Origin of the sequence: Pseudomonas sp. PS1(2021), assembly GCF_020405165.1 — a bacterium.
In the GTDB taxonomy this organism is placed as follows: domain Bacteria; phylum Pseudomonadota; class Gammaproteobacteria; order Pseudomonadales; family Pseudomonadaceae; genus Pseudomonas; species Pseudomonas aeruginosa.
In genome coordinates, this window is sequence record NZ_CP084484.1 from 7,277,760 (window position 1) to 7,294,929 (window position 17,170).

Consider the following 17,170-nt stretch of genomic DNA (forward strand, 5'->3'; position numbering starts at 1 on the left):
GGTGCCAAACTTGCGTGACGGGACCAAGCCTTTCGGCCCTGCGCGTGTTTACGGCCGGTCGAGCGCCTGGGCCATCCACTCGCGCACATGGCAGACGGCGAAGCGCGACGGGCTGCATTCGCCGTTGGCCATCGCCAGGCGCAGGCCGTCGACGTCGGCGCCGCGCACATAGGCGCTGGCGTCGCGCATGTCGTCCTCGTCGCCGAAACCGCCGTGCTGCATTTCCTCCAGCGCGGCCTGCTTGTCCCAGCCCTGCACGACGATGCGGTACATGGCGGCGAACAGTCCGGTGCGGTTGTTGCCGTGCTTGCAGTGCATCAGTACCGGGCCTTCGCGCTCGGCGGCCTGCAACTGGCGGAGGACGCTGAGCACCTCGGCGTCGTCGACCCGGTCGGCGTGGGTCGGCAGGCTGAGCACCCGCACCGGAGCCTGGCCCAGCCAGGCGCGGTCGTCGTCCTTGATGAAGCTGACCACCGTCTTCACCTGCAGGCGTTGCAGCAGCGCGACGCTCTGTGCGTTGGGCAGCGCGCTGCGATAGAGGGTGGGGCTCATGCGGTAGAGGTTGATCGACGGGTCGACCGCTTGCGCCCAGGCTGGCGAACGCGTGGCGGCAGTCTCGGCGGCATGCAGCGGGCCGCCGAGCAGGAAGGCGCCGAGCACGGCGGCGAGGAGCAGGCGGAGCCAGGCGAGCGGTGAACGGTGCATGTCGGCCTCGTGCGGTGGGTGGCCAACACTAGGCGAGGGCGGGTCAAGCCGAGCTGAAGAGAATGTGAAGAATTCGTTGAGGCAGCCTCACCTGTCAGCGCAGGAAGAATCCATAGACCCTGCCGGAGAAGAACACCAGCAACAGCGCCGGATAGCACAGGTAGTGCAGCACCACGATGAGCAGTGCCGCCGGGCTGGGATCGCCTTTCAGCGAGGCGAGGCCGACCAGCAGCAGGTAAAGGACCCCGAGCACTCCGCCATACAGGGCGACCAGGCGCAAGCGCTCGCCCCAGGTCGGCCAGCGCCGCTGCGCACGGGCGAACCACCAGGCCAGGCCGCCGGCGACCAGCGCGGCGATCAGCAGGCTGGCCGGCAGGCCGCCGAAGCGGACCACCCCGCGCAGCAGCACGTTGAGCAGGATCGCCGCGGCGATCCCGGCCAGGGCGTAGTAGCGGATGGGTACGGCAAGGCGGTCGCCCATGGCGGTATCTCCTGGCGGTTTCAGAGGCGCGTGTCGAGACCGAAGCGCTTCTTCAGCAGCCGCTCCAGCAGGCCGCGCGGTAGCCAGCGGGCCAGCGCCGGCAGGGCCCGGCTGCCATTGCCGATGCGCACCAGCGGCGGGCGCGGACGGCGCTGCACGGCGGCTAGCAACTGGCGGGCGAAGTCTTCGGCGGACGTGGGATTGTCCTGGGATGCCGCGGCGCGCGCCTGGATCTGCCGGCGCAACGGCCACCAGGGCGAGCGTTCGTCGACCACGCTGTCCAGCTCGCGGCTGGCGCTGGCGCCGAAGTTCGAGGCGATGGCGCCCGGCTGCACTTCCAGCACCTCGACGCCGAACGGTGCCAGCTCCAGGCGCAGGGCATCGCTCAGCGCATGCACCGCGGCCTTGGAGGCGCAGTAGGCGCCGGCGAAGGGCGTGACCAGCACGCCGGAGACGCTGCCGACGTTCACCACCAGGCCGGACTTGCGCCTCAGTAGCGGGAACAGCGCGCGGGTCACGCCGACCACGGCGAACACGTTGGTCTCGAACTGCCGGCGCATGGCTTCGACGCCGCCGTCCAGCAGCGGACCCATGGCGCCGTAGCCGGCGTTGTTGACCAGCACGTCGAGGCCGGCGGCTTCGACTTCCAGTTCCTCGGCCAGACGGGCCAGCGCGGCGGCGTCGTTGACGTCCAGTTGCACCGCCTGGAAGCCGGCCTCGGCCAGGGCACGCACGTCGTCCTCCTTGCGCGCGCTGGCCCAGACCCGGTAGCCGGCGCGCTGGAAGGCGTCGGCGAGGGCGCGGCCGATGCCGCTGGAGCAGCCGGTGACGAAGGCGACGGGTTGGCTCATGGGCAGCGTTCCTTGGCTGGGAGTTGGAAGGAGGGCGGCCTACCGTACTGGATTCGCCGGCCGCGGAAAACCGCTCGAAGGCTCGGTCAGGCGTCCTTGCGCGCGATCCGCAGCGCCAGCGGCATGCGAACCCTGCGTGTCGAGGTCGGCTCGCCCCAGAGCGCGGCGACCCGTTGCAGGGCCTGGCGCACGAAAGCGTTGCCCTGCGCCTCGCGGCACAGGCGGCTGGCCGACCAGGTGGCCATGTAGTCGAACAACCGGGCCAGGCTCCATTGTTGCTCGATGACGAAGGCCGGCGCGGGGAGTTCGCCCAGCGGCAGCTCGACATCCCGGTAGGCGTTCCACAGCAGGCGGTTCTGTTGCGCCCAGTACGGGCCGATCGGGCGCAGGTATTCCTCGTCGATGGCGGCATCGATCTGCGCGTCGATGCTGAACCAGCCGTAGCCCCAGGCGGCGAACACGCCGCCGGGACGCAGCACGCGCAGCAGCTCGCGGTTGAAGCGCGAATGGTCGAACCAGTGCCAGGCCTGGGCTACGCAGACCAGGTCGAAGGCGGCGTCGGGATAGTCGGTGGCTTCGGCGTCCTGCACGCTGTAGCGGATACCCGTATGGACAACGGCGTGTTCGATCTGCTGCGCGCTGGTGTCGCTGGCGAGGACTTCGCCGAAGTACTGCGCCAGGCCGAGCGCGGCCTGGCCGGTACCGGTGGCGCAGTCCCAGGCGCGCCGGCGCTGGCCGCAGAGCCCGGCGAGATGGCGGTAGAGCGCATCGGGATAACGCGGGCGGGCGCTGGCGTAGGCAGCGGAGCCCTGGTCGAACAGACGGCGGGTTTCCATCGGGTCCTCCCTCGGTCAGTTGCCGAAACGCCCGTCCAGGCGTTCGGCGCGGAATTCCAGGGTGCTGGCGCGATAGCCCGGACGCAGCGGCGGCAGCGGCAGGCAATCGTGCCAGCTGTCGCCGCCGAGCAGGGCGTTCGGCGCCCGGTAGCGCGGGCTGTCGAAGCTGGTGTCGGCCAGGTTGACGCTGTCGCCGGGGCGGTAGGCGGCGATCCTCCAGCGTAGCTCCAGCAACGGACGGTCGCTGCCGTTCTTCAGTTCGACCGCCAGCGGCCGGTCCACCGGACAGCGTTCCGGCGCATAGCTCAGGCGCAGTTCCTGGCGTTGCAGGTGGCGGCTTTCGTCGTTGTCCTGCCAGATCACCCAGGCCGCCACCAGGCCCAGCCCGGCGAGAGCCGCCAGGGAGACCGGCAGGGCCTTGGCCGGGTATCGGACGAGGAGGATGACCCAGGTGAGAACCAGCAGCGCACCGATCAGCATTGAAATGTCCTTTCTTCGAAGCCGAGGGGACATCCTAGCGCACTGCTGCGTATCGCAGGCGGTACGGGCACGCTTACGCGGCGGAGGCGCCGCGATATGCGCGAGGGAGGCCGAAAGGCGGGGATGCGGGTTTCGGCAGGCTGGGGATAGCCGCCGCCCCCGGCCTCGCCGTCATTCGCAGCGGCGCTTGCCGCCCGGCGTCAGCAGACGCTCCAGTTCGACGAACAGGCGCTCGGCGTCCTGCGCCTCGCAGTCCTCGCCGTAGCGCTTCTTCAGGCCGTGTTCGCTGAGGGTCAGGTGCAGGGTCGGGACTACCTCGTGGCGCGCCAGGCAGCCTTTCACGCAATGCAGCGGGCAACCGTCGAGGGCCAGGATCGGTCGCCCGGAGCGGGCCCGGCGGACCAGCAGCGGGACGTCGCCGCCGACTCCGGCGATGCAGGACATCTCCGCCAGCCGGGCGCGATCCAGGCGCAGCGCGAGATCGTTGGCCAGTTGCGCCACGTTGGAGCAGCCGGAGCAGGCGTAGACCAGGGGAAGGGGATCGTCGGGGCTGCGTTCGAACATCATGACGGGCGCCTCGTGGAAGGAAGCCGCCAGTATCGACGCAGCGCCGCGGTGGATTTCTTGACCGGAATCAAGCCCGCGCGCGGCTCACACCAGGTCGTTCTCCACCGCCCACACCGCGGCCTCGACCCGCGAACGCATGCCGAGCTTGTGCAGCACCCGCTTGACATGGACCTTCACCGTGCCTTCGGTGATGTCCAGCTTTCGCGCGATCATCTTGTTGCTGTAGCCGTGGGCGATCTGGCGGAGGATCTGCCGTTCGCGCTCGGTCAGCTCGTCGAGGCTCTTCGAGCGGTCGTCGCCCCGCAGGGCCTGGGCGAGGATCTGGGTCAACTGCGGGCTGAGGGTCATCTGTCCGGTGGCGGCCTGGCGGATGTGCTCGAGCAGGCGCTCCGGCTCCATGTCCTTGAGCAGGTAGCCGTCGGCGCCGGCGCGCAGGACGTTGACCACGTCGCCCTTGTCGTCGGACACGGTGAACACCACGATGCGCGCGTCGACTCCGGCCTCGCGCAACGCGCGCAGGGTGTCCAGGCCGTTCATGCCCTTCATGTTCAGGTCCAGCAGGATCATGTCCGGGTCCAGCTCGGCGGCCAGGCGCAGGGCTTCCTCGCCGCTGCCGGCCTCGCCGACCACGCTGAGGTCGTCTTCCAGTTCGAGCAACTGGGCGACGCCCTTGCGCATCATCGGATGGTCGTCCACCAGCAGCAGGCGAACCGGTTCGTCGGCGGTGGCTGGCATGTCCGTCATGGGGTCGGCTCCTTGGCGGCGGAGGGTTGCAGGGCGGTCGGCACGAAGCTGAAGAGCACTCGCGTGCCGTGGGGCGCGCGCGCTTCGAAGCGCAACTGGCTGCCGAGGGTCTGGCCGCGCTCCTGCATGATGGTAAGCCCATAGTGGCCGCTGCGGTTCTGCTGCGGATCAAAGCCGACGCCATCGTCCTCGACGGCGATGCTCACCTGGCCGTCGGCCTGGCTGCTCAGGCGCACCCAGGCCCGTTGCGCCTGCGAATGGCGAACCACGTTGGAGAGCGCCTCGCGGACGATCTGCAGGACGTGGATTTCCTCGTTGGGGCTCAGCGGCACGTGTTGCAGGCGGTTGTCCAGTTCAATCGTCACCTCGCCGCGCTCGCCGAACTCGGCCACGGCGTTCCCCAGCGCGGCTTCCAGGCTCGGCTCGTCGAGGCTGAGGCGGAAGGTGGTGAGCAGTTCGCGCAGTTGCCGGTAGGCGCCGTTGAGGCCTTCGCGCAGTTCGTCGAGGGTGTCCTCGATTTTCTCCGCCGGCGCCTCGCGCTTGAGCAGGGTGCCCAGGCGGCTGACCTGGATCTTCAGGTAGGACAGCGACTGTGCCAGCGAGTCGTGCAGTTCGCGGGCGATGGTGCCGCGCTCGGCGAACAGGGCCAGGCGGCTTTCCTGTTCCTGTTGCAGGGACAGGGCGAAGGTGCGGGCGATGTTGTCGCAGAAGGTCTCGATCAGTTGCTGCTGCCAGTTCTCCAGGCGGCCGCTGCGGCTTTCGATGAACAGTTCGCCGAAACGGTGGCCGGCGATGGACAGGGGCTGCATCAGCAATGGCTGGGCCAGGGACGAGGGTTGGTCGCAGGCGCTGGCCTGCTCGCGGCAGCTACCGCAGTCGCCCTGCAGGCAGAAGTCCGCCGGGCGCTCGGTGGTGGTCAGCGAACTGTAGGCGCGCTCGACCCCGTCCTTGTTCAGGCAGAGGGTCACGCGGCCGGCGTCGAGCACTTTCTCCAACTGGTTCAGCAGCGGTTGCAGGGTGCGGCTGTCGTAGGGGTTCTCGCCCAGCCGGCGGGCGCTGGCGTAGAGCAGTTCGAGGCGCTGGTGGCTCTGCGAGAGGGCGCGGGTCTTGTCCTCCACGCGCTCTTCCAGGTCGCCGTAGATGCTCTTCAGCTCGCCGGCCATCTGGTTGAAGCGCTCGCCCAGTTGCGCCAGTTCGTCCTCGCCGCTGTAGGTGACCCGCGCGTCCAGCTCGCCGCGGCCCAGGCGGCGGGCGGTGCTGGTGAGTTCGCGCAGCGGGCCGATGACGTGATAGCTGAGGTCGTAGAGGGTGACGAACACCACCAGCAGGCTGAGGAACAGGCACAGGCCCTGCACCGTGCTGAGCAGTTGCGAGCGGCGCTCGGCCTTGGCCTGGAGGATGCCGACGAAACGGTCGATGTCGCCGACGTAGGCGTCCAGCACGGCGCGTCCGGGCAGCGCGCGCGGGTCCAGGCGCGCGAGGCCCTCGCGCAGCTCCTGGTGCAACTGGCGGATCGGGTCGTCGGCGTCCTGGCGTTGCAGCAGGCGGCGGATGTCGCCGCTGTCGAGGCGTTCGCCGAGGGTCCCGAGCAGCGCCTGGCGGCCTTCCAGGCTGGGCTCCAGGGCGACCCGGTAGGTGAGCATGCGCAACGAGCCGGCGTGGTTGATCACCGCGGCGTCCTGGTGCGTGTAGTCGGCGAAGAGCAGGGCGCTGAACATCCCGATCAGCGCCAGCGATACCAGCAGGGTGAGGTAGCAGCCGAAGCGGACTACCAGGGAGCGGCGCAGGATCGGCTTTCCGGCCCTGTCACTACCTCCAAAGAATCTGTCCCGCTGGTCAGCGTCCGGCGCGGTCGCCTTGTTCATGAGAAAAGCCTTTTAAAACAGTGAGTTGCGCAATAATTTCAGCCGTACCTCTTTCGAGGTAGGGGCGCGCATCTAGGCACGGAACGGCCGGTATTTCATTGATTCCTATCAAATTTGCATAGGAACACCTTCCCTAGGCTCTCGCTGAACGCTGTCCGTGCAGAGAGTTTAGCCATGGCTTCCCTACGTCAGAAACAGTACTCCGTCCTCGGCATGAGTACCTTGTCCTTCGCGGTGAATTTCGCCGTGTGGACGATGTTTTCGATCATCGGCATCCGCATCAAGGACGAGCTCGGCCTGAGCGAATCCCAGTTCGGCCTGATGGTCGCCCTGCCGATCCTCACCGGCTCCCTGGTGCGCCTGCCGCTGGGCCTGATCACCGACCGCTTCGGCGGCCGCATCGTGTTCTTCATCCACATGCTGCTGGTGGCCATCCCGATCTACGGCCTGGCCTTCGCCAGCCAGTACTGGCACTACCTGGTGCTCGGCCTGTTCGTCGGCCTGGCCGGCGGCTCCTTCGCGGTCGGCATCGCCTACACCTCGGCCTGGTTCGAGAAGGAGCGCCAGGGCACCGCGATGGGCATCTTCGGTGCTGGCAATGCCGGCGCGGCGATCACCAACCTGGTGGCGCCGGTGATCGTGGTCGCCTTTGGCTGGCGCATGGTGCCGCAGGTCTACTCGGTAGCCATGCTGGTCACCGCCGTGCTGTTCTGGCTGTTCACCTGGACCGATCCGGCGCACCTCAAGGGTGCCGCCGAGGCCAGCCAGCGGCCGACCCTGGCCAAGCAACTGGCGCCGCTCGCCGAGCTGCGCGTCTGGCGCTTCGGCCTGTACTACTTCTTCGTCTTCGGCGGCTTCGTCGCCCTGGCCCTGTGGCTGCCGAAGTACTACATCGCCGAATACGGCCTGGACCTGAAGACCGCGTCCTTCATCACCATGCTGTTCACCCTGCCGTCCGGCCTGATCCGCGCCCTCGGTGGCTGGTTCAGCGACCACTACGGCGCGCGCTCGGTGAACTGGGGCGTGTTCTGGGTCTGCCTGGTGTGCCTGTTCTTCCTCTCCTACCCGCAGACCACCATGACCATCCACGGCATCCAGGGCGACCTCAGCCTGGGCATCGGCCTGAACGTCTGGCTGTTCACCTTCCTGGTGTTCGTCGTCGGCATTGCCCAGGGCTTCGGCAAGGCCAGCGTGTACCGGATCATCCACGACTACTACCCGAGCAACATGGGCACCGTCGGCGGCATGGTCGGGGTGATCGGCGGCCTCGGCGGCTTCTGCCTGCCGATCCTGTTCGGCTACGCCGCCGACCACATCGGCGTGCGCTCCTCCTGCTTCATGTTGCTGTTCGGCCTGACCGTGGTCTGCATGGTCTGGATGCACTACGCGATCAAGCAGCAACGCCGCATCGACGGCCAGGCCGCCTCGGCCGACGTCGACCTTCCTCCCACCCTTCCCACCCACTCCTGAGGAATGCCGTCATGGGCATGATCGCCAATACCCAACTGAAAGCCGCACGGGGACCGCTGCTGCTCGACTGGCGCCCCGAGGACCCCGAGTTCTGGGCGCGCAACGGCAAGCGCATCGCCAGCCGCAACCTGTGGATCTCGATCCCCGCGCTGCTGCTCGCCTTCGCCGTGTGGATGATCTGGAGCACGGTGACTGTGCGCCTGAACAGCGCCGGCTTCGCCTTCAGCAACGACCAGCTGTTCCTGCTCGCGGCGCTGCCGTCGATCTCCGGCGCCACCCTGCGGGTGTTCTATTCGTTCATGGTGCCGATCTTCGGCGGTCGTCGCTGGACCGCCCTGAGCACCGCCTCGATGCTGATCCCGTGCATCTGGCTGGGCTTCGCCGTGCAGGACCCGAGCACCCCGTACTGGGTGTTCGCCCTGATCGCGCTGCTCTGCGGCTTCGGCGGCGGCAACTTCGCCTCGAGCATGTCCAATATCAGCTTCTTCTATCCGAAGAGCCAGCAGGGCACCGCCCTCGGCCTGAATGCCGGGCTCGGCAACCTCGGCGTCTCGGTGATGCAGTTCGCCGTGCCGCTGGCGGTGGCCGGCGGCCTGTTCGGCGCCTTCGGCGGCGAGCCGCAGCAGCTCGGCGACGGCGGTCGCCTGTGGCTGCAGAACGCCGGCTGGATCTGGGTGCCGTTCATCGCCGTGGTATCGGTCGCGGCCTGGTTCGGGATGAACGACATCGCCGACGCCAAGGCCTCGTTCCGCGACCAGGCGGTGATCTTCAAGCGCAAGCACAACTGGCTGATGTGCTGGCTGTACGTGGCCACCTTCGGCTCGTTCATCGGCTTCTCGGCCGGCTTCGCGATGCTCAGCAAGACCCAGTTCCCCGACGTCAACCCGCTGCAATACGCCTTCCTCGGTCCGCTGGTGGGCGCCCTCAGCCGGCCCCTGGGCGGCTGGCTGGCGGACAAGTTCGGCGGCGCGCGGATCACCCTGTGGAACTACGCGCTGATGATCGGCGGGGTGTTCGCGGTGATCGCCTTCCTGCCGGGCGACGGCGGCCAGGGCAACTTCTTCGGCTTCCTTGGCGCCTTCATCCTGCTGTTCTTCTTCGCCGGCATCGGCAACGGCTCAACCTTCCGCATGATCCCGGTGATCTTCCGCAACGAGTGGGCCCGGCGGGTGCGCGACGGCCGGGCCGACGAAGCCGGCGCGGCGCGCAACGCGAGCATGGAGTCGGCCGCGGTGATCGGCTTCTCCGCCGCCATCGGCGCCTTCGGCGGGTTCTTCATCCCGAAGGCGTTCGGCACCTCGCTGCACATGACCGGCAGCGCCGAGGGCGCCCTCTACGTGTTCATCGCCTACTACCTGAGCTGCATCGTCGCCACCTGGTGGTGGTACGCGCGCAAGGGTGCGGAGAGTCCCTGTTGAGTCCGTCGGCAGCAGCCCGCGGCAACCCCTGATTAGCGTTGTAACGCCCGGCACAGACCGGGTGAGGAGATCAAGATGAGTCACCTGCTCGACCGCCTGCAGTTCTTCAAGAAGAAGCAGGGCGAATTCGCCGATGGCCACGGCGAGACCAGCAACGAGAGCCGCGCCTGGGAAGGTGCCTACCGGCAGCGCTGGCAGCACGACAAGATCGTGCGCTCCACCCACGGGGTGAACTGCACCGGCTCCTGCTCCTGGAAGATCTACGTGAAGAACGGCCTGATCACCTGGGAAACCCAGCAGACCGACTACCCGCGCACCCGTCCGGACCTGCCCAACCACGAGCCGCGCGGCTGCCCGCGCGGGGCCAGCTATTCCTGGTACATCTACAGCGCCAACCGCCTGAAGTACCCGAAGGTGCGCAAGCCGTTGCTCAAGCTCTGGCGCGAGGCGCGGGCGCAGCACGGCGACCCGGTGAACGCCTGGGCCAGCATCGTCGAGGACGCCGCCAAGGCGAAGAGCTACAAGAGCCAGCGCGGCCTGGGCGGCTTCGTCCGTTCCAGCTGGGACGAGGTCACCGAGATCATCGCCGCGGCCAACGTCTACACCGCCAAGACCTACGGTCCGGACCGGGTGATCGGCTTCTCGCCGATCCCGGCCATGTCGATGGTCAGCTACGCCGCCGGCGCCCGCTACCTGTCGCTGATCGGCGGGGTCTGCCTGAGCTTCTACGACTGGTACTGCGACCTGCCGCCGGCCAGCCCGCAGATCTGGGGCGAGCAGACCGACGTGCCGGAGTCGGCCGACTGGTACAACTCCAGCTACATCATCGCCTGGGGCTCCAACGTGCCGCAGACGCGGACCCCGGACGCGCACTTCTTCACCGAGGTGCGCTACAAGGGCACCAAGACCGTCTCCATCACCCCGGACTATTCCGAGGTGGCCAAGCTCACCGACCTCTGGCTCAACCCCAAGCAGGGCACCGACGCCGCGCTGGGCATGGCCTTCGGTCACGTGATCCTGAAGGAGTTCCACCTCGACCGGCCGAGCGCCTACTTCGTCGACTACTGCCGCCAGTACACCGACATGCCGATGCTGGTGTTGCTGGAAGAACACGCCGGCGGCGCGTTCAAGCCGACCCGCTACCTGCGCGCCGCCGACCTGGCGGACAACCTCGGCCAGGACAACAACCCCGAGTGGAAGACCATCGCCTACGACGAGCGCAGCGGCGGGCTGGTCTCGCCCACCGGCGCCATCGGCTACCGCTGGGGCGAGTCAGGCAAGTGGAACATCGCCGAGCTGGACGGCAGGAGCGGTGACCAGACGCGCCTGCAACTGTCGCTGCTCGATGGCCCGGAACATGCCTGCGAGGTGGCCTTCCCGTATTTCGCCGGGCAGGAGCACCCGCACTTCAAGGGCGTCGCCAACGACGAGGTACTGCTGCGCCGGGTGCCGTTCCGCGAGATCGTCGCGGCGGACGGCAAGCGCCTGCGGGTGGCCACCGTCTATGACCTGCAGATGGCCAACTATAGCATCGACCGCGGCCTGGGCGGCGACAACGTGGCGACCTCCTACGAGGACGCCGACACGCCCTATACCCCGGCCTGGCAGGAGCGCATCACCGGCGTTCCGGCGGCGCGCGCGACGCAGGTCGCCCGCGAGTTCGCCGACAGCGCCGACAAGACCCGCGGCAAGGCGATGGTGATCATCGGCGCGGCGATGAACCACTGGTACCACATGGACATGAACTACCGCGCGGTCATCAACATGCTGATGATGTGCGGCTGCATCGGCCAAAGCGGCGGCGGCTGGGCGCACTATGTCGGCCAGGAGAAGCTGCGCCCGCAGACCGGCTGGGCGCCGCTGGCCTTCGGCCTGGACTGGAGCCGGCCGCCGCGGCAGATGAACGGCACCAGCTTCTTCTACCTGCACAGCTCGCAATGGCGCCACGAGAAGCTGTCGATGCACGAGGTGCTGTCGCCGCTGGCCGACGCCAGCCGCTTCGCCGAACACGCCCTGGACTACAACATCCAGGCCGAACGCCTCGGCTGGCTGCCGTCGGCGCCGCAACTGAACCGCAACCCGCTGCGCATCGCCGCCGAGGCCGAGGCCGCCGGCCTGCCGGTCGCCGACTACGTGGTGCGCGAACTGAAGAGCGGCGGCCTGCGCTTCGCCAGCGAATCGCCGGACGATCCGCAGAACTTCCCGCGCAACATGTTCATCTGGCGCTCCAACCTGCTGGGCTCCTCCGGCAAGGGCCACGAGTACATGCTCAAGTACCTGCTCGGGGCGAAGAACGGGGTGATGAACGATGACCTCGGCAAGGCCGGCGGTCCGCGTCCCACCGAGGTCGACTGGGTCGACGACGGTGCCGAGGGCAAGCTCGACCTGGTCACCACCCTGGACTTCCGCATGTCCTCCACCTGCATGTACTCGGACATCGTCCTGCCGACCGCTACCTGGTACGAGAAGGACGACCTCAACACCTCCGACATGCACCCCTTCATCCATCCGCTGTCGGCGGCCACCGATCCGGCCTGGGAAGCCAAGAGCGACTGGGAGATCTACAAGGCCATCGCCAAGAAGTTCTCCGCCGTCGCCGAAGGCCACCTCGGCGTGGAGCAGGACCTGGTCACGGTGCCGCTGCTGCACGACACCCCCACCGAGCTGGCGCAGCCGTTCGGCGGCGACGGCCATGACTGGAAGAAGGGCGAGTGCGAGCCGATGCCGGGACGCAACCTGCCGACGCTGCACCTGGTCGAGCGCGACTACCCGAACGTCTACCGCAAGTTCACCTCGCTCGGTCCGCTGCTGGACAAGCTGGGCAACGGCGGCAAGGGCATCGGCTGGAACACCGAGAAGGAAGTGAAGCTGGTCGGCGACCTCAACCATCGCGTGGTCGAGAGCGGCGTCAGCCAGGGCCGGCCGCGTATCGACAGCGCCATCGACGCCGCCGAGGTGGTCCTCGCCCTGGCTCCGGAAACCAACGGCCAGGTCGCGGTCAAGGCCTGGGAAGCGCTGTCGAAGATCACCGGCCGCGAGCACGCCCACCTGGCGCTGCCCAAGGAAGACGAGAAGATCCGCTTCCGCGACATCCAGGTGCAGCCGCGCAAGATCATCTCCAGCCCGACCTGGTCCGGCCTCGAGGACGAGCACGTCAGCTACAACGCCGGCTACACCAACGTCCACGAGCTGATCCCGTGGCGCACCATCACCGGTCGCCAGCAGTTCTACCAGGATCACCCGTGGATGCAGGCGTTCGGCGAAGGCTTCGTCAGCTACCGGCCGCCGGTCAACACCCGGACCACCGAGAAACTGTTGAACAGGAAGCCCAACGGCAACCCGGAGATCACCCTGAACTGGATCACCCCGCACCAGAAATGGGGCATCCACTCCACCTACAGCGACAACCTGCTGATGCTCACCCTGTCGCGCGGCGGTCCGATCATCTGGCTCAGCGAGCACGACGCGGCCAAGGCCGGGATCGTCGATAACGACTGGGTCGAGGTGTTCAACGCCAACGGCGCGGCGACCTGCCGCGCGGTGGTCAGCCAGCGGGTCAAGGACGGCATGGTGATGATGTACCACGCCCAGGAACGCATCGTGAACGTACCCGGCAGCGAGACCACCGGCACCCGTGGCGGCCACCACAACTCGGTGACCCGCGTGGTGCTCAAGCCGACCCACATGATCGGCGGCTACGCCCAGCAGGCCTGGGGCTTCAACTACTACGGCACGGTCGGCTGCAACCGCGACGAGTTCGTCGTGGTGCGCAAGATGAGCAAGGTCGACTGGCTGGACGAACCCCGCCACGGCGGACTCGGCGGCGACGCCCTGCCGCAACCGCTGCCCCAGGACATTTGAGGAGAGACGCCATGAAAATTCGTTCGCAAGTCGGCATGGTGCTGAACCTCGACAAATGCATCGGTTGCCACACCTGCTCGATCACCTGCAAGAACGTCTGGACCAGCCGCGAAGGCATGGAGTACGCCTGGTTCAACAACGTCGAGACCAAGCCCGGGATCGGCTACCCGAAGGAATGGGAAAACCAGGAGAAGTGGAAGGGCGGCTGGGTGCGCGCGGCAGACGGTTCGATCCGCCCGCGCATCGGCGGCAAGTTCCGCGTGCTGGCGAACATCTTCGCCAACCCGGACCTGCCCGAGATCGACGACTACTACGAACCGTTCGACTTCGACTACCAGCACCTGCATACCGCGCCCAAGGCCGAGCACCAGCCGGTGGCGCGCCCGCGCTCGCTGGTCTCCGGGCAGCGCATGGAGAAGATCGAGTGGGGCCCGAACTGGGAGGAGATCCTCGGCACCGAGTTCGCCAAGCGGCGCAAGGACAAGAACTTCGACCAGGTCCAGGCGGACATCTACGGTGAGTACGAGAACACCTTCATGATGTACCTGCCGCGCCTCTGCGAGCACTGCCTGAACCCGGCGTGCGTGGCGTCCTGCCCGAGCGGGGCGATCTACAAGCGCGAGGAGGACGGCATCGTCCTGATCGACCAGGACAAGTGCCGCGGCTGGCGGATGTGCATCTCCGGCTGCCCGTACAAGAAGATCTACTTCAACTGGAAGAGCGGCAAGTCCGAGAAGTGCATCTTCTGCTACCCGCGCATCGAGGCCGGCCAGCCCACCGTCTGCTCGGAGACCTGCGTCGGGCGCATCCGCTACCTCGGCGTGCTGCTCTACGACGCCGACCGCATCCACGAAGTGGCCAGTTGCGAGAACGAGCGCGAGCTGTACGAGAAGCAACTGGAGATCTTCCTCGATCCGTTCGACCCGGCGGTGATCGCCCAGGCGCGCAAGGACGGGGTGGCCGACAGCGTCATCGAGGCGGCGCAGAAGTCGCCGGTGTACAAGCTGGCGATGGACTGGAAGCTGGCCCTGCCGCTGCACCCGGAATACCGCACGCTGCCGATGGTCTGGTACGTGCCGCCGCTGTCGCCGATCCAGAACGCCGCCGCCGAGGGGCACATCGGCAGCGACGGGGTGATCCCGGACGTCGAGTCGCTGCGCATCCCCGTGCAGTACCTGGCCAACCTGCTCACCGCCGGCGACACCGCGCCGGTGCTGCTGGCGCTCAAGCGCCTGCTGGCGATGCGCGCCTACAAGCGCGCCGAGCACGTCGAAGGCCGCCAGGACCTGGAGGTGCTGGCCAAGGTCGGGTTGAGCGTGGAGCAGGTGGAGGAGATGTACCGCTACCTGGCCATCGCCAACTACGAGGATCGCTTCGTGATCCCCAGCGCGCACCGCGAGGAAGCGCTTTCCGATGCCTTCGCCGAGCGTTCCGGCTGCGGCTTCAGCTTCGGCAACGGCTGTTCCGGCGGCAGCAACTCCGCCGTCAACCTGTTCGGCGGCAAGCCGACCAACCGCCGCGACGTGATCCAGGTCGTGCAGATCCAGGAGTGAGCGCCATGAACGATCACAGCCAACTGTTCCGCCTGCTCGCCCTGCTACTCGACTATCCACGCGCCGAGCTGCGCGAGGAGAGCCTCGGCCTGCATGCGCTGATCCGCACCTGCGAACTGCCGGAAGCGCTGCGCGACGGCCTCGCGGCGCTGCTCAACGAGCTCTGCCAGGGCGACCTGCTGGACGTCCAGGCGCGCTACGACGGTCTCTTCGAGCGCGGCCGCTCGGTCTCGCTGCTGCTCTTCGAGCACGTCCACGGCGAGAGCCGCGACCGTGGCCAGGCGATGGTCGACCTGCTCGACCGCTATACCGGGGCCGGCCTGCAAATCGACGTACCGGAGCTGCCGGACTACCTGCCGCTGTACCTCGAATACCTGTCGCTGCTGCCGTTCGCGGCGGCCAGCGAAGGGCTCGCCGAAGTGGCGCACATCCTCGGCCTGCTGGCGCTGCGCCTGGAGGAACGTGGCAGCGCCTACGCGGCGATTTTCGAGGCGTTGCTGGAACTCGGCGGCGAGCGCCCGGACCTCGGCGCGTTGCGTCGCGACCAGGCCCAGGAACAGCGCGACGACAGCCTGGAGGCCATCGACCGGGCCTGGGAGGAAACCCCGGTGAGCTTCACCGACCCTGCCGGCGGTTGCCCGTCGAGCAGCGGCCGCCGTCCGACGGCGTCCACCGAACAACCATTGCAATGGGTCGCCCAGCCGGTACCGCAGATGCAGTACCGCGCGGCCCGCGAAGGAGTCTGAGCATGTCGACCAATCTTCTGTTCTTCGGGATCTATCCCTATGTCGCGCTGCTGATCTGCCTGGTCGGCAGCTGGGCGCGCTTCGACCTCTCGCAGTACACCTGGAAGGCCGGTTCCAGCCAGATGCTCAGCAAGAAGGGCATGCGGGTATACAGCAACCTGTTCCACGTCGGCGTGCTGTTCATCCTCGCCGGCCACTTCGTCGGCCTGCTGACCCCGGCCTCGGTCTACCACCACCTGATCAGCACCGAGAACAAGCAACTGCTGGCGATGGTCTCCGGCGGCTTCTTCGGCGTGCTCTGCTTCATCGGCCTGAGCGGACTGATCCTGCGCCGCCTGACCGACGCGCGGGTGCGCGCCACCGGCAACGCCTCCGACCTGATGATCCTGCTGGTGCTCTACGCCCAGCTGATCCTCGGCCTCTCCACCATCGTCGCCTCGACCCATCACATGGATGGCTCGGTGATGGTGATGCTCGCCGACTGGGCCCAGGCCATCGTCACCCTGCGTCCGCTGGCGGCGGCCGAGGCCATCGCGCCGGTGGGCCTGGTCTACAAGCTGCACGTCGGCCTGGGCCTTACCCTGTTCGTGCTGTTCCCCTTCACCCGCCTGGTTCACATCGTCAGCGCGCCGGTGTGGTACCTGGGCCGGCGCTACCAGATCGTGCGTCAGAAACGTCCTGCCTGAACCCTGGGCGGCCGGCGCATCCGGCGCCGGCCCGCCGAACCGAGGTGATCGATCATGAGTTGCTCCCACTACGAAGAACGCGTCGAGAAGGTCGAACTGCCGCAACTGAAGGTCAACGGCGTGGCCATCGGCGAAGACCTGCTGGCCCGCGAGCTGCAATACCACCCGGCGGACAGCTACGCGCTGGCGCTGGAGGCCGCTTGCCGTGCGCTGATCGTCCGCCAGTTGCTCCTGCAACGGGCCGACGCGCTGGGCATCGAGGCCCGCTGCGAAGACGGCGAGACGCCGGAGGAAGCGCGCATCCGCCAATTGCTGGAGGAAGAGGTGCAGGTCCCGGAAGCCGACGAAGACGCCTGCCGGACCTGGTACGCGGCCAATCCGGGACGCCTGCTCGGCCCCTGGCGCCTGCAATTGCGCCATGTGCTGCTGGCCTGCGCGCCGGACGACCTGGAGGGCCGCGAGACGGCGCGCAAGCAGGCCGCGGAGCTGCTCGACGAGTTGCGCGGGCATCCCGAGCGCTTCGTCGACCTGGCCCGGCGTTTTTCCGCCTGCCCGTCGAAGGAGTCGGGTGGCGACCTTGGCTGGATCGAGCCGGGGCAGACCGTCCCCGAATTCGAGAAGCGCCTGCTGCGCCGCGCGCCCGGGCTGCTCGAGCATCCGCTGGAAAGCCGCTATGGCCTGCATGTGGTGGAACTGCTGGCGCGCGAAGGCGGCGAGCCGCTCGACTTCGACGCGGCCCGCGCACAGATCGCCGCGCACCTGCAAGCGCAGGTGTTGCAGCGGGCCGTGGGGCAGTACATCGGCGTGCTGGCGGGAGACGCCTGTATCGAGGGCTTCGCCTTCGAGGACGCGGATGGGGCGCTGGTGCAATAGCCTTCGGTGCCGATGTTTCCCTCTCCCTCCCGCA

15 protein-coding genes are annotated in these 17,170 nt (G+C 67.8%); 7 read left to right on the top strand and 8 right to left on the bottom strand.

Annotated elements, in window-relative coordinates:
• Nucleotides 1-48: 48 nt before the first annotated feature.
• From tpbA to narX, 8 genes are all read right to left on the bottom strand, one after another.
• Complete coding sequence (gene tpbA / locus LE197_RS34465; protein WP_003105672.1) at nucleotides 49-705, bottom strand: tyrosine phosphatase TpbA; 657 nt, start codon at nucleotides 703-705, stop codon at nucleotides 49-51.
• A gap of 94 nt (nucleotides 706-799) precedes the next feature.
• On the bottom strand, nucleotides 800-1,186 hold the full coding sequence (locus LE197_RS34470; protein WP_003113771.1) for a hypothetical protein: 387 nt from the start codon (nucleotides 1,184-1,186) through the stop codon (nucleotides 800-802).
• Between the two features lie 20 nt (nucleotides 1,187-1,206).
• A complete protein-coding gene (locus LE197_RS34475; protein WP_004351549.1) occupies nucleotides 1,207-2,037 on the bottom strand; it encodes an SDR family oxidoreductase in 831 nt (276 codons plus the stop codon).
• Between the two features lie 86 nt (nucleotides 2,038-2,123).
• The gene (locus tag LE197_RS34480; RefSeq protein ID WP_023117152.1) at nucleotides 2,124-2,873 is read right to left on the bottom strand and encodes a class I SAM-dependent methyltransferase; all 750 of its coding nucleotides are present in this window, start codon (nucleotides 2,871-2,873) and stop codon (nucleotides 2,124-2,126) included.
• Nucleotides 2,874-2,888: 15 nt separating this feature from the next.
• On the bottom strand, nucleotides 2,889-3,353 hold the full coding sequence (locus tag LE197_RS34485) for a hypothetical protein (RefSeq protein ID WP_003092973.1): 465 nt from the start codon (nucleotides 3,351-3,353) through the stop codon (nucleotides 2,889-2,891).
• Nucleotides 3,354-3,524: 171 nt separating this feature from the next.
• Nucleotides 3,525-3,920 (bottom strand): anaerobic/virulence modulator AnvM, encoded by a 396-nt coding sequence (gene anvM / locus LE197_RS34490; protein WP_003092971.1) that lies wholly within the window; start codon nucleotides 3,918-3,920, stop codon nucleotides 3,525-3,527.
• An 84-nt stretch (nucleotides 3,921-4,004) separates the two neighbouring features.
• A complete protein-coding gene (gene narL / locus LE197_RS34495; protein WP_003092968.1) occupies nucleotides 4,005-4,664 on the bottom strand; it encodes a two-component system response regulator NarL in 660 nt (219 codons plus the stop codon).
• Nucleotides 4,661-6,529 (bottom strand): two-component system sensor histidine kinase NarX, encoded by a 1,869-nt coding sequence (gene narX, locus LE197_RS34500; protein ID WP_003105296.1) that lies wholly within the window; start codon nucleotides 6,527-6,529, stop codon nucleotides 4,661-4,663. The genes narL and narX overlap by 4 nt, the downstream gene beginning before the upstream one ends.
• 174 nt (nucleotides 6,530-6,703) lie before the next feature.
• Between narX and LE197_RS34505 the strand changes: the two genes are divergently transcribed.
• From LE197_RS34505 to LE197_RS34535, 7 genes are all read left to right on the top strand, one after another.
• On the top strand, nucleotides 6,704-7,999 hold the full coding sequence (locus LE197_RS34505) for a nitrate/nitrite transporter (RefSeq protein ID WP_073666529.1): 1,296 nt from the start codon (nucleotides 6,704-6,706) through the stop codon (nucleotides 7,997-7,999).
• An 11-nt stretch (nucleotides 8,000-8,010) separates the two neighbouring features.
• A complete protein-coding gene (narK2, locus tag LE197_RS34510) occupies nucleotides 8,011-9,417 on the top strand; it encodes a nitrate/nitrite transporter NarK2 (protein WP_023088087.1) in 1,407 nt (468 codons plus the stop codon).
• Between the two features lie 75 nt (nucleotides 9,418-9,492).
• Complete coding sequence (locus LE197_RS34515) at nucleotides 9,493-13,278, top strand: nitrate reductase subunit alpha (protein ID WP_003092960.1); 3,786 nt, start codon at nucleotides 9,493-9,495, stop codon at nucleotides 13,276-13,278.
• A gap of 11 nt (nucleotides 13,279-13,289) precedes the next feature.
• The gene (gene narH, locus LE197_RS34520) at nucleotides 13,290-14,831 is read left to right on the top strand and encodes a nitrate reductase subunit beta (RefSeq protein ID WP_003092958.1); all 1,542 of its coding nucleotides are present in this window, start codon (nucleotides 13,290-13,292) and stop codon (nucleotides 14,829-14,831) included.
• Nucleotides 14,832-14,836: 5 nt separating this feature from the next.
• Nucleotides 14,837-15,577, top strand: coding sequence for a nitrate reductase molybdenum cofactor assembly chaperone (gene narJ, locus LE197_RS34525; RefSeq protein ID WP_003092956.1), 741 nt, complete (start codon nucleotides 14,837-14,839; stop codon nucleotides 15,575-15,577).
• A 2-nt stretch (nucleotides 15,578-15,579) separates the two neighbouring features.
• A complete protein-coding gene (gene narI, locus LE197_RS34530) occupies nucleotides 15,580-16,263 on the top strand; it encodes a respiratory nitrate reductase subunit gamma (RefSeq protein ID WP_003092953.1) in 684 nt (227 codons plus the stop codon).
• 54 nt (nucleotides 16,264-16,317) lie between these two features.
• Complete coding sequence (locus tag LE197_RS34535; RefSeq protein ID WP_061363182.1) at nucleotides 16,318-17,136, top strand: peptidylprolyl isomerase; 819 nt, start codon at nucleotides 16,318-16,320, stop codon at nucleotides 17,134-17,136.
• Nucleotides 17,137-17,170: the final 34 nt, after the last annotated feature.